10 protein-coding genes are annotated in these 13387 nt (G+C 64.5%); 5 read left to right on the forward strand and 5 right to left on the reverse strand.

Annotation, left to right across the window (positions count from 1 at the left end; genetic code table 11):
* Positions 1–1277 precede the first annotated feature (1277 nt).
* Positions 1278–3209, forward strand: coding sequence for an N-acetylmuramoyl-L-alanine amidase (locus OG844_RS44530; RefSeq protein WP_406387470.1), 1932 nt, complete (start codon positions 1278–1280; stop codon positions 3207–3209).
* Positions 3210–5237: 2028 nt separating this feature from the next.
* Here the strand turns inward: OG844_RS44530 and OG844_RS44535 are convergent.
* Together OG844_RS44535 and OG844_RS44540 are read right to left on the reverse strand one after the other, a co-directional pair.
* Positions 5238–5696 (reverse strand): MarR family winged helix-turn-helix transcriptional regulator, encoded by a 459-nt coding sequence (locus OG844_RS44535; RefSeq protein WP_406387469.1) that lies wholly within the window; start codon positions 5694–5696, stop codon positions 5238–5240.
* A 337-nt stretch (positions 5697–6033) separates the two neighbouring features.
* A complete protein-coding gene (locus OG844_RS44540; RefSeq protein ID WP_406387467.1) occupies positions 6034–6459 on the reverse strand; it encodes a TIGR02611 family protein in 426 nt (141 codons plus the stop codon).
* Positions 6460–6909: 450 nt separating this feature from the next.
* On the opposite strand from OG844_RS44540, the gene OG844_RS44545 reads away from it, so the two are divergent.
* The gene (locus OG844_RS44545; protein WP_406387466.1) at positions 6910–7383 is read left to right on the forward strand and encodes a VOC family protein; all 474 of its coding nucleotides are present in this window, start codon (positions 6910–6912) and stop codon (positions 7381–7383) included.
* Positions 7384–7636: 253 nt separating this feature from the next.
* On the opposite strand, the gene OG844_RS44550 is transcribed toward OG844_RS44545, so the two are convergent.
* Positions 7637–8515 carry a Bax inhibitor-1/YccA family protein gene (locus tag OG844_RS44550; protein WP_406395949.1) on the reverse strand — a complete coding sequence of 293 codons (879 nt, stop codon included), beginning with the start codon at positions 8513–8515 and terminating at the stop codon, positions 7637–7639.
* A gap of 194 nt (positions 8516–8709) precedes the next feature.
* On the opposite strand from OG844_RS44550, the gene OG844_RS44555 reads away from it, so the two are divergent.
* The gene (locus OG844_RS44555; RefSeq protein ID WP_406387464.1) at positions 8710–9255 is read left to right on the forward strand and encodes a CGNR zinc finger domain-containing protein; all 546 of its coding nucleotides are present in this window, start codon (positions 8710–8712) and stop codon (positions 9253–9255) included.
* Positions 9256–9490: 235 nt separating this feature from the next.
* Here OG844_RS44555 and OG844_RS44560 read toward each other — a convergent pair whose 3' ends face one another.
* On the reverse strand, positions 9491–10681 hold the full coding sequence (locus tag OG844_RS44560) for an alpha/beta fold hydrolase (RefSeq protein ID WP_406387462.1): 1191 nt from the start codon (positions 10679–10681) through the stop codon (positions 9491–9493).
* Positions 10682–11253: 572 nt separating this feature from the next.
* On the opposite strand from OG844_RS44560, the gene OG844_RS44565 reads away from it, so the two are divergent.
* Complete coding sequence (locus tag OG844_RS44565; protein WP_406387460.1) at positions 11254–11676, forward strand: organic hydroperoxide resistance protein; 423 nt, start codon at positions 11254–11256, stop codon at positions 11674–11676.
* A 563-nt stretch (positions 11677–12239) separates the two neighbouring features.
* Complete coding sequence (locus OG844_RS44570; protein WP_406387458.1) at positions 12240–12419, forward strand: hypothetical protein; 180 nt, start codon at positions 12240–12242, stop codon at positions 12417–12419.
* A 779-nt stretch (positions 12420–13198) separates the two neighbouring features.
* On the opposite strand, the gene OG844_RS44575 is transcribed toward OG844_RS44570, so the two are convergent.
* Positions 13199–13384, reverse strand: a complete 186-nt coding sequence (locus tag OG844_RS44575; RefSeq protein ID WP_406387457.1) for a transposase family protein — start codon at positions 13382–13384, stop codon at positions 13199–13201.
* Positions 13385–13387: the final 3 nt, after the last annotated feature.

Genomic DNA, 13387 nt, shown 5'->3' on the forward strand with positions numbered 1-13387 from the left:
GCCGAAGGCTCTCTACTGCCGTCGGTGCCTGCGAGCCTGCAACGTAGTGCGACCGCGCGTGGAGCGCTGGCTCACATGGGCGGTAACTGCACTGGATGCTACGTGCTTCATGCGGCTGGATGGAATGCGACCGGCCGCTGCGGTCGTGGCGTCAGCGCAAGACACATCCCCTACCGCCCGCTCGTCCTCGTGCCTGAATGGCGGCAACCTGCACCTGAAGAAGGGCCCGGACGGTCGCCCTGACCACGGCTGCAACCGTGCCGAGTGCTGCACCCTGTGCGGCTTCGGTATCTCCTCGGCGAACTTCGGCTGAGGGGCGAAGCCCTAGATGATCCGTCCCAGACCTTCCCGCGCGAGCGGCTTGAGGGTGGAAGCGAGCGTCGTCCGGCCCATGGTGACTGTTGGCGACAAGGGAGACCAGCGTCTTGTCGTAGGCCGCCCCGGGGTACCGGGCGGCTTTTGCGCAGAGCGAGGCTGTTGCATGGATGTCCTGAAGATTCACGTCGAAGGGGCGGTACGTGCCGAAAGGCTCCATGCCCGGCACCTGCAGCCTCTTGGGGCGCCCGGCAGCAGAGTCTCGGGCAGCCGTCGAGGGCCAGCCTGCACCGATGTCCCCGAAAGACCGGCCTCACTTCCCAGTTGGCGCCTCGCTGTGCCCACCGGCCTGACCGGTAGGCGCGCGTGCGGCCATCATCCGGGGGAGTGTCGAGTGCGGTGGTACGAGGCCGCCAATCCTGGCCCCAACGGAGCCACGACGGCGACTGCGGCGGTCGGCGGAGCGCCAACGGGTTTGCGCCGAGCGTTATTCTCCTGATCTACTTACTTGACCGAGCAACAACTTTCGGGACTCTTGCTGTATTTGCCTGCAATCCGGTAGACGCGGCATGGGAAGGAGTGAGTGCCTGCTTGCGTGCCAGGTAGCTGGGCTTCCTTAAGAACGATCTGCCAAGGCGGCACAGTCTTAGCAAGTCCCAAGGACCGATGCCCGCGTGACTTTCCGTCGCCCGGTCCTTGTTCACTGCAGGAGACAGGATCCACCTGGAATCCACTGCATCCTGGCTGTCGACCCTGCACTTCGCCCCCGCTGCATCCTTGAGGCCACACCGGCCAGGTCTAGAGTGCAGCGGCCCCTCCCTCAGGAGCCTCGCAGCACGTCGTGTTCCGACTTGACGCGAAGGCACCGACAGTTGACGAGCTCGTAATCCTGGGAACTTCGCAGCGCTGTGAAGTCCCAATCTGTACGTCAGAGAACCTCCCCCCTCAGAACCAGGATTTTCATGACCGACAGTCAACATGCCCGTCCACGCAAGTCCCGTCTGATCCTGTTGGCTGCGATCGGTGCACTCGCCGTCGGCGGCTCGGTGGTTGTGCCGCTGGCGGCCCAGGCCACCGATGAGAATGCTTCCGACGCCACCGTCAGGCAGCAGGAGTTCGTCGCCGCAGCTGCCGAGCACCACGTGCCGCAGGAAGTACTGCTGGCCGTGGCCTACCAGGAGTCGACCTGGAACGCTCATTCCGGGCACAGCGCGAGCGGCGGCTATGGGCCCATGCACTTGACGGACGTCACCCCCACCATGCTGGCCGCAGGCCCCGCAGGAGCCGCCGGACGAGGCGATCTTCAGGAGCTGGCAGCCGACCCGGCACTGCACACTCTCAAGGCAGCGGCCAAACTGACCGGGCTGTCCGTCGAAAAGCTCCGCAAGGACCCCGCAGCGAACATTCGCGGCGGCGCGGCACTACTCGCCTCGCACCAGAAGTCCCTGACCGGAACGACCTCGGCCGACATAGCCGACTGGTACGGAGCTGTCGCCCGCTACAGCCAGGCAACGCAGCAGGAGAGTGCCAAGGCATTCGCCGACCGGGTATTCGCCACGGTCAAGCGCGGTGCCAAGCGGACGACATCCGACGGACAGCGAGTGGAACTGACCGCCGCGTCGCAGGTCCGGCCTGCGACAGGACAGTTGGCCAAGCTAGGCCTGGCCTCCCGGGCGGACGCGACCACGACCGAGTGCCCAGCCACGGTGGACTGCACCTTCGTTCCCGCAGCGCCTTCCAACGGCCAAGTCTCCAACCGCCCGGGCAACGGCGTCAGGATCGATTCCATCGTCATCCACGACACCGAATCCTCCTACGAGTCCGCCATCGCCACCTTCCAGAAGCCGGGCGGAGGCGCAGCCCACTACGTAATGCGCTCCTCCGACGGAGCTACGACGCAGATGGCGGCCACCAAGGACATTCCCTTCCACGCCGGCAACTACTCCGCCAACATGCATTCCATCGGCATCGAGCACGAGGGCTACGCCGCGCACGGCGGCACCTGGTACACCGAAGCGCAGTACGAAGCCACCGCAGACCTGGTGGAGTACCTGGCCGACCGCTTCGGCATCCCGCTCGACCGGCAGCACATCATTGGGCACGACAACGTTGTCGGCCCTAAGTCGTCTCTCGTTTCCGGGATGCACTGGGACCCGGGGCCCTCCTGGGACTGGGGCCACTTCATGGCGCTGCTCGACGCGCCCACTGACGGAGACCGCGGAGTCGGTGACATCGGCTCCGTGGTGACCATCGTCCCTGGCTTCGCCGACAACAACCAGACCGTCCAGATCTGCCCCTCCGACGACCCGACCGGCGCCATCAAGGCGTGCACGGACGTGGAGAAGCCGACCAACTTCGTCTACCTGCGGACCGCGCCGAGCAGCACAGCGCCCCTTTTCGGCGACCAGGCGATCCACTCCGGTGCTGCCGGCACCCGCAGAATCTCCGACTGGGGAAGCACGGCCCAGGACGGTCAGCAGTTTGTGGTCGCCGGTAAGGAGGGTGACTGGACTGCGATCTGGTTCAGCGGCCACAGGGTGTGGTTCCATAACCCGGACGGACGCAACACGGTGCCTACACATGATGTAACCGTCATCAAGGCCGCCGGTACCACGCCAGCCACTCCGCCTGTGGCCGTGTACGGCACGTCCTACCCGGACGCCACGGAATACCCCGCGGGTCTCTCGCCCTCCACGCAGACTCCGCTGAGTATGTACGGCCTCCCGGCCGGCCAGGCATACGTTGCCACCGGTGCGCCGTCTGCTACCGACGACTTCTTCGCTTCCAGTGGCAAGGTCGTCATCGGGGCCAAGAAGATGTATGCCATCCAGTACAACCACCGCCTCGCGTCGGTGTACTCGAGCGATGTCACAGCTACTCCGCTGGCCGACTAGGTCCTGTCCGGAGTTGCACGGACGGAGCCATAAGCGGATTGCTGTTGTGGTGATCGTGCCGCAGAAGACGCAGACCTTCTGGGCCCTGACGGGTCATGTCGACGCGAGACTCGGGCTGGTTGTTGGTTCGCCCGCCCTCGTTGCGGTTCGGCAGTGTTTGCAATTGGAGCCATCAGGTCTGCCGTCTTCGCAGGCAGCGGTGGTTGCCGCAGCGGCTGTTGGGGCGTGACCCGAGCTGGACTGCGGTCGCTCGCCGGTGAGGGCGGTAGCCGCCCTCACCGGTGAGGTGGGTCTTGCAGCTCAGACCGCTCCGCGAGAGGCCGAGTTCCTTGAGGGGGCGTTTGGGGTCTTGTCCTTCCGCTGGGCCCCGGGCGTGGCCCCATGCTGGTGGGCATGGCAGGACGTCGGGCCGACAGGTCTGCGTACGCAGCCTGCAGGGTTTGCCCCTTCGTCCATCTGCCCACCGTCGATGCCGTCGCCTGTCCCAAGCTTGTTGCGGGCGGTAGGCGCTGAGCCGGCCGTGGCCAGGATGCTAAAAGGTCCTGGCAATGCGGTCGATCTCGGCAGCATCACTTTCCGATTGTATAAGCCAGAGCTCGGCCTTGCGGTCTGAGGGGGCACCACTTGTTCGCTCATTTGTCTGCCAGAAAACAACTTGACCCGCTAATAGATTAGTTGACTGGGCAATCAAGTGCATGTACGTTAAAGCTTCAATCGCTTCGGCCTGATCTGTGCCCGGAAACTCGGTTCCTGGTCGTTCAGGTTGCACATGGAAAGGGATTAAATGAACCAGCGTAATTACAGGGGAGCGGCGAGGGATAAGGGGGAGAAGATGTTCTCCATCCTCGCGGGTGTTTGCGCTGCCGCCGCTTTGGCTCTGGGGGTTGCATCTCCCGCCTCGGCGCAAACGGGGAATCTCGGGTCGGATTCCGTCTTGGCCTCGTCAACCACGGCTGAGGGAGTGCCGACCATAGAAGGTTGCGTCCGCTACTTTTCTTACAATCAGACCCAGGCTCAGGTAGACAACTGCCCGGGTAACGGTACGGCGAGTTGGGCCTGGGCATGGAGCCCTTACCAGGCTGGAAAGGATTGGGCCCGAGTTGATCTGACATTCACGGACGGCACCACCGACTCGCTCTACACGGCGGCCGGGAAGAGCGACGCTCGCAATTTCAATAAAGACATTGCCAGCCTTGTGATCTGTGAATCATGGAACAGGTGGGAGAGCTGCTCAGCGCGGTTCTACGTGTAGTCGCCTAGGGCTCGTGACGCGATCTTGCTGCAGTGTCCTGGTTGGCCGTGACCCCGGTGTGAGGATTCGGTCGTTCGCGAGGGTCTGACTACTCGTCCGTGAATCGTGGACGACAACCAGTGTGCACTGAGCGAGCCGCTAGGCCTCCATTGGCCGAAGAGGTCGCCAAGCCCCGGCCGGTGTCGGACCAGCTCTGTCTCCAGGGCATCCTGTTCGTGCTCTACCGGAGATAAAGCCGGGCAACTCCTGCTGCTGTAGCTGAGGTTCGGCTCGGAGTTGACCTGCTGGCGCCGATGCTTCATCCGCGCGAAGTAAGTAAGGGGGCCGACACCGGTCCGTCGCCGGTCGACCGGCGGAAAAGCGGGCAGCGAATACCACTCGACCTGCGACGGACGTGGCACCTCGCTCAAAGTCATCACAACGGCGACGACGTCACCCAAACCCTCGCCCTCCTCGACGGCATCCCACCCGTCGCAGGCCGCCCCGGCCGGGCTCGCCACCGACCTGACGCCCTGCTCGGCGAAGTGGTACAGCACGAGTGCGTTGCTCAGGTCGAGGACCCGCCGCAGCCGCTGGCCAGGACGTCCGTCCGGGTGCGGGTAGGCGGCGTCGGCGTTTGTGAACGGCCGGAGCAAAGGCCAGGGGCGAGGGCCGTTGGTCGGAGAGGAACACCGCTGCCTCATCCGCGAAGGCCGTCTTCAGCCATCGCCGGGCGAGAGTGTCACCGGCTGCGCTGGCCCGCCCGCTTCGAGGACTTCGCCTCCCGCAAGGTCATCTCAATGACGCGGGGCAATACGTGCCAGCACCTCAGCGGCAGCAGCTATGTCGCAGCCTTCAATGCGGGAAAAGACGTGCCGTCGGACGCTGGCGAGATTAGTGGGCCACGCCTGCTCGAGCCGTGCCCGGCCGGAGCTGGTCAGCACGACAAGGTGGGACCGTCCGTCCTGACGGGATTGGGCCCGCAGAACGAGTCCCTGGCTTTCCAACCGCTTCACAAGTCGGGACATACCGCTGATGGAGAGTCCACAGGCATTGGCTAGCTCGCTCATGGACAGCTGGTTGTGCGGTGCATCGGCGAGATGTACGAGCGCCATGTATTCGGTCCCGGAGATTTGCTGCTCTTCGAGCATGTCAGCGTCGACGACGCGGGGCAGGAAAGACATCACCCTGCCGAGAGCCCGGAGGAATGCTTCCTCGTCGGGGTTGAGAGGGTCGGTAGTCGCCGCATTCGCCATGGGCACATTGTAGGTGGGTTGCAACAACAGAGATCGGCGGCCGGCAACGCCTCGACACCGAACGCGATCCCTCACGCCGCCTGGTGGTGGAGATTTCTTCCGGGACAGGTTCCCGGGGAAGTGCGAGCACCGGACAGTGCGGGACACAACGCACTTGCAGAGGCTCCGACTGCCTTTGCACAGGCTGTCATTGACGTGGGCCGCGTCTGCCCTGCCTGCCCAGCTCACGGCAGCCAGGTCGTCTGTCCTCTAGGAGGCGCCGTGCCATCGTTGCTCGCCTGCATCCTCGGAGAGGGGGCACAGGACACCCCGTCCCACCGCGGGCGGGGGCGGCAAGTCAGAAGATGGATCGGTTGAGAAGGCCGAAGTGCGTGATCAAGGTACCGGCAGTTGCTGCCACTACCGCGAGCGCCGCCGATGTGAGAACAATATTGCGCCGCCTCACTTCCGGCCGCAAAGCTCGCCGCGTTGCCTCGGTCACCTTCCGCTTCGTCCAGCGCAGGACGAACTGGGCCCAAGTGAATTCGCTGGCCCAGATCGCCATACCGCCGAAGATCACTACCCAGCCGGGGCCGGGGAGCGGCAAAAGGATCACGCCGGTGCCGACTACCGCGAATCCCGCAAGGAATATACCGATCCGCCAGATCAGGTGTAGCGACTTCGAACGCTGGATGAAGTGGGGGGCTTTGGAACCGTACGGCTTCTCCCCTCCCTCTGCCTGCAAGACAGCGCCTTCGGTCCGGCTGTTCGAGGATGTAGCCATCGGGCCGGTATTCGCGCAAAAGCTCTCTGCAGGGTCCGAGGCGACCGCTGTTGCCCTTCTGAGCTTTTCGTCTACCTCAATCCTGGACCACACCATGACACATTTCACCGCATAAACTCTGATCAGGCTCTGGATAATTGATGCTGGGCCGGTAGTTCTGTATGGCCTGGCCCAGTCCTTCGTTGCCGGCTCGCGGGCTGCGGCACCAGGCGTAACCATTCTAAGGAGTGACGAGGGGGAGTTATTCCCGCGCAGACCACACGGTGCTGTGCCCTCTTCCGGTCCTCCTCAGAATGAGTCTCAGATATACGCAGAGCCAACCTTCAGCAAGCGCTGTGTGCCTGCCCGGGACCAGGTCGGCGCGGTATGGGGATGCACCCGCAGACAGGAGCTGCAAGCTCGAAGACTCCTGCAGTTGCGAGAACCAGGTCCAAGAGGGTGACTAGAGGAATGGACCTCAAACTCGAAGTCGTCGTTCTTCCTGTCTCTGACGTCGACCGTTCGAAGGCGTTCTACGAGAAGGCAGGGTTCCGTCTGGATCTCGACGCCAACGTCAGTGAACAGTGGAGGGCGGTACATCTCACGCCTCCCGGATCGGAATGCTCGATCCTGCTCGGCAAGGGCCTCAGCGCAGCTGCGCCTGGCTCGAGCCAGGGCCTGTACCTGGTTGTCTCCGATATCGAGGCCGCGCGTGACGAACTCGTGGGCCGCGGGATCGACGTGAGCGAGATCTTCCACGATGCGGGCGGGCTGGTCTTCCACAGCCATGAGGGCGGTGGGGTCGTGCATGGCATTGAGGGGCAGGAACGCAAGGCCGGCCCGCACCCGGACCGCGCTTCGTACGGCTCCTTCGCAACCTTCAGCGACCCTGACGGCAATGGCTGGGTACTGCAGGAGGTCACCCAGCGGGCGCCGGGCCGCTGATCGGCTTCCCTTCGAATCCGCGGGCTGCGCCTGGGCCGCGGTCAAGGTGTGTGGGGGCGTCTGGTTGCGGGACGCGGATGCAGGGGGAGACGCTGATAGTCGCTATCGGCCTGCTTGCGGTAGGAGCCCTCGGCGTCGTGTTGGCCCGGTGCGTCGCAGTACGTGAATGAGCGCGGGAGTAGTTTCTCCCGCGCTCATGAGCTGTCTCTGGCCAGTGCTCCGGTTCAGGTTCGGTCCGGGGCGGTCGGAGCGATCAGAAGACGTCCTCTTCCCGCACCAGCGTCAGCAGGTTGAGAAGTTCCACATAGAGCCAAACTAGGGTCAGGGTGAGTCCGAAGGCCGCGAGCCAGGCATCCCTTCGGGGGGCGCCGTTCTCGATGCCCTCCTCGACCTGCCTGAAGTGCAGGGCCAGGAATGCTGCCGCCAGGACGACACCGATGACTCCGAAGACGATGCCGAGGCTGCCGCTGCGGAAGCCGAGTCCCTCGCTGTCGCCGAGCTCGGAGAACAAGAGGTTCGTCACTGTGAGCAGTAGGTAACCTAGTCCCGCCGCGATCACGAAGCCGTAGAAGCGACGGGTGACGCGTATCCAGCCGAATTTGTAGGCGATCAGCACTCCGGCGAAGACCGCCATCGTGCCCAGGACCGCTTGAATCACTACACCCGGCGCGATGTGGGTGGAGACTGCAGCGGAGATGACGCCGAGGAAGACCCCCTCGAATGCCGCGTACGCAAGGATCAGTGCCGGGGTGGGTCGACTCTTGAGGGCTTGGATCATGGAGAGGGCGAAGGCGACCAGGGCGGCACCACCCGCGATGCCGTAAGACCTGCCCAGCTGCATCTGGTCAACCGGCAGCAGGACCCACGACAGCACCGCTGTCAGGACGACCGTTCCGAGGGTCATGGCCGTGCGGACGACCACGTCGTCCATCGTCATGGCGCCGGCGGTGTTCTGTGCGGGAGGGCTGAATCCGGAGTCGTAGGCCGCTTCGGTGTCCTTGCGGAGGTTGATCGTGATCAACGAGGGTGCGGTGCCCGCGTCCGTCGAATTTTCCGCACCGGCGGACCGCCGACCGCTGGCGCCGTCGTTCTGATCCTTCCACTGGCGGAGGAGCGGATTGCTGCCCTTCAGGGACCGCTTGTCTGCGTCCAACATCCGACTGCCTTCTCTGCTCGTACATCCGCGTCGCACCCTGCGTCGCTCTTGCACGGTCACACACCAATCGTCACCTGTCAAGGGGGTGACGAATTGTGGCGCCCCTTGGGCTCGCCGGTGACCTGGGGCGGGTTCTTGCGCCCTCATTCGTCACCATTTAGAGTGGTGACATGCACGCTTTCCCTGGAGGTGCCCCGGCGCTCGACTTCGCAGGAACACTGCGCTTTAGGTACCGCTCAGATCCCCGTGAGGACATGTCCTCACCCGAGAGCCTCAGCGCATGGTTCCGTGAAAGCGGGATCACGGAGCGCGAGATTCCCTGCGAGGCCACAGATCTCCGCGAGGCCCTGGAGCTCAGAGAGGCCGTCTACCAGCTGATCCTGGCGAGGATGTCCGGCCGGGCCTATGACCAGCACGCACTGGCGCTCGTAAATGATTACGCGCGTAAGCCCACCCCCGTTCCGCAGCTCACCGCGGAAGGGCGGCATGTCGAAGCTTCCATCGAGCAGGCGTTCGCCGCTGTCGCCCAGGATGCCGTCTCGGTCCTCGGCGGGCCGGACGTCTCGCTGCTCAAGGAGTGCGGCAATCCCGAGTGCTCGCAGGTCTACATCGACCGGTCTCGGGGTGCGAGGCGGGAGTGGTGTGCCATGGACCCGTGCGGTAACAGAATCAAGGCCGCAGCGTATCGGGCCCGCAAGCGAATGAGCGGGGGGTAGAAGACTGCTTCCGCTCGCTCGCGGAGCCCTAACCCAACCGTTGAGGGTACGTCGACGACCGATCAGTCGCGGTGGACGGCAGCCGAAGTCCACGACTGCGCGCAGCGTCCGCTCTTCCCTAGCAGATCAGCGAGGCCGTCAGCCAGGTTTCTGGCTGAGGCGGCACAAGCGACCGCCGCCTCCTGGGGAGGCGGCGGTCCCTAGCTGGTCGTTCCGGCGCTGAGCAGGGTTCGCGTCACTTCCCAGCCATGGGGGGAGACGTGGTGTCGCCCTGGTCCGCGTCGCCGCGGCCGGAGTTCAGGAACTTGGTGAGGACTGCCACCATCTGGTCGGGAGATTGCTCGGCGAGCCAGTGTCCCGTGTTGGGAATGACAGCGGTCTGTACGTTCACCGCAGCACCCTTCATGGCGTCGGCGACGGCCTTCCCCCAGCTGTCCTGGCCACCGATTCCCAGAACGGGCATCTGAAGCTTTGTCTTCGCCCGCTTCTCGTTCTGCGCGGTGGTGGCGTCCCAGGCGCGGTAGAGGCCGAAACTTCCGCTCAGGCTCTCGGGGTTGGAGAGGAGGCGGACGTAGTAGTCAATTGCCTCCTTGGGCACTCCGCCGCCCTGGACCTTGAACTCGTAGCCGTAGAAAGCGTCTTCCCGATCCGAGACGAGCTCTTCGACCAGCTTGGCGTCGGCCCGGTTGAACGGGATGTGCCACAGCCTGTTGTTGAGCGGCTCGGGCAGGAACAGCGGCGGCGACGGGACGACTCCGGGCGGGCCGGGTACCTCGGCCAGGGCCACGCGCTCGACCCGGCTCGGGGAGTCGGCGGCCAGTGCGTAGCTGATGATCATGCCGGTGTCGTGGCCCACGAGAGAGAACCGCTCGTGGCCGAGCTTGTCCATCAGAGCGGCCAAGTCCTTGGCCAGAGTGCCGGTGTCGTATCCGGTCGCAGGCTTCTCGGTCAGGCCCATGCCGCGCTGGTCGACCGCGATGACCGTGTGGTTGCGCGCCAGGGCCGGCATTACCAGGCGCCACGCGTACCAGCTCTCCGGCCAGCCGTGTACCAGCAGGAGAGGCGGGCCTTCGCCTCCGATGACCGCGTGCTGACGCAGACCATTAGCCTCGATGTAATGGTCGGTGAAAGTCTTCTTGAACTCCGCTGAGAGACCCGGGGATGTGGATACCGAGCCGAACTTATCCGACTGAGATGCCGACGAGGCGTCCGGTACCGCAGGCTCTCCTCCCAAGGTGGAGGAGCGGGCATTGGTCGCGGGTGTTCCCGGGGAGGACAGCACCAATCCGCCGATCAGCGCGGCGACGGCAGCGGTCGCAATGAGGCCGCCGATGACGGTGCGCCTAGAGGGCTTACGACTGCTGTCCTGAGACAGGTCTGGGTTCGAGCTGTCCTTGGAAGGCGGCTCGCCCGGAGTTCGGTTCATGCACTTCTCCTTTCACTCGTCGTGAACGTAACCTCACGTCGAGTTACCGGCATGTCGGGCATGGGGGGCGGCATGCGAATACAGGAGCCGGCCACTGATTCGGGCAAGTGGTTTCCGGTGCGAGGTTCAGCCCCGAAAGGGCTGCAGTATGCGGTCAGGTGTGGCCGGTCAAGATGGCTCGGACGGGGCGTTCCGCATTCATTTCGCTGCGCCGTGCGGGTGACGGCGGGGGTTGGGGCTGCCGTCCGGCACGCCCGCGGGCACGGGTGGTCCGGCGACGCGCCGCGACTCCCCTTCCTGTCTGGCCGACGCTGTGTGCGGCGCTGTCCCTCCAGCTGCCGCGCAACCGGCTGGGTGTCTCTGGTGGCCGCCGCAGACGCTGACCTGCCAGCCGGTGCTGCCCGCATGCGCCGAGGCGGCAGGCGGTTGAATGCATCCTCATTCGTCACCACCTTGACTGGTGACCAGTGTGATGTAATCATGGAGTCACCGCTTAAACAGGTGACGCAACGTGATTTGTGTTGCCTTCGTGCGTTACGGATCCGCAGCGCACGTCCCAAGAAGGAGAAACCATGGCGAACGACTACACCGCTCTCGTGAAGGTCACCGGCGAAGGCCGCAACGGCGGCCACGCCGAATCCAGCGACGGCCTGCTCAGCACCGATCTGTCACTCCCCAAGGAGCTTGGTGGCGCGGGCACTGCCACCAACCCCGAGCAGCTCTTTGCTGCCGGCTGGTCCGCCTGTTTCCTCGGAGCCCTTCGCGTCGCAGCGGCACAACGCAAAATCCGCCTCAGCAGCACCGAAATCGACACCGAACTCACCCTGAACCACGGCAGCGACGGATACTCCCTTGCCGCGGTCCTCAACCTTTCGCTCGGCGGAGTCACCCAGGGGGAGGCTGACGAGCTCGCCAACGCTGCGCACCAGATCTGCCCGTACTCCAAGGCGATTCGAGGCAACATCCCCGTCACCATCAACGCCGCCGCTGTCTGATTCGGCGATGATCAGTTGCTCTCCGAGGGCGGGTCGCGCGCCGAGGGATCACCGTCGTGCTGCGAGACCCACCTTCGCGAGAGCTCCGGATCGGTAGGGACGCGAGGCCGTAGCCGAGGTGCATCGGCCGCTGATCAGCCGGATTCCTTTGCCACGGGGCAGAAACCGCTGACAGCTGACCCGCGTGGATCTCCGATCCCTCTTGTCGCGGCCTACGGAAAACGCCGGGGCCAGCCTCGTATCCGGGGCCATGGCACCTCGTCTTGAGCCCGGCTCGTCGTCCAGGCCCAGGCGGTGAGGGCTTGCCAGGGAGTTCGCTCCCTGCAACCTCTTGTCAGTGCGCACGTTTGCCAGGGAAAGGAATTTCTCGGCAGCATTCTTCGTTCAATCAGTAACTACCGGAGGCCGCCATCTCCCGCAGGGGTACGACGCGTCGGGCCAAGTGCTTGTGTCCAGCTCTTGGATCTGTGGGATCACCGGAGGTATCCACTTCCGCCTCTGTCGCAGACAGAGGACAGACTGCTAGCGAGCACGCCGCTAGGGCCGTGCTAGGAGGCGTTGAAATGGCAAAGGAACGCAAGTCTGTAGATGCGGCGCAGTTGCAGCGCAGCCTGCGGTTCTCGAAGCTTCCGGCCCCTGTCCGGCTGGAGGACACCGTGGAAGAGCGTTCGGCTGCGCCACGCGACACGCAAAGCGGTGTGTACAACGCGCATTGGTGGCTCATACGCATGGGTGGTCTGTGACCCATACGTTCTCGGCCGGGGCGGTCCGAGTCCATTCGCTAGCATCTGGATGGCCGACCGCCTCGGCTGATTGGTGATATCAAATCCCGGCCGCGATACTTTCACCGTTTTTCGGCGTGCACCTGCCAAGGGTGAAAGTGTGAGACATCCTGACGTCGAAACAGAACATGACGCTTCTCCGAAAGAGGCCCCTTGAAGCCCCAGAGGATCCTTCTCAAGATGACCTCGATCGCAGCTGCCGGTGCGGTTACGCTCGGTTGCTTCCTGCATATCTTCTAGTCGGACTGAAGCCGCAGGGCGATCTCTTGCCCCGGCGATGGGGCGTCCGAGTGGATACGGAAACGTTTGAGACCCTCGAGGTAGGCGTACCCCGATTGTGGCGCCCGTAGCTGCGGTCCGGCGGGCGCACCGGCGTTCACGTTTGGGGTCGGCCCTGCCTGACGCATGGCCCATGAGGCTGGCGACGACAGGTTGCAGTCAAGCCCGCAGGCTCCTGCGCCGCATGGGTGATGGAGGATTCCCATATTGCTCGTGTACAAAAGGATTTCCCCGTTGCACCGGCTGCAGTCAGCAGCTGCGTGAGTCTAACGAGCTCGTGCACGGTCAGTGGTGGGACGTCGAAAGGGGCGGCGGGGTTTGGCGCTTTCGTCTGCCAAGCCGGTATCCGGTCTGCCGGAGATGAACTTGTCCCGGTCCTGGTGGCCGACGCTCGGGGGAGACGATCTCGATGCCGTCGATGATGCTGGTTTTCCCGGCTCGCCGAGACGGGGTCAACGACCTCAGCTAGCGTTCGCAGCCACACGTCGGGGCTGATGGTGCCTCCCGCTCCGCGAGCAGGGACCGCACCTCGCCGATGGCCGGGTGACGGTTGAGCGGTCCACGCCGAACCGGCAGGCCAGCGCGTCGTGAGTAACCCCGTGGCGAAGGTGCACGAGCGTGGCCAGGAGCCGGTCGACAAAGATCATGCG

This window comes from Streptomyces sp. NBC_00887 (genome assembly GCF_045207585.1).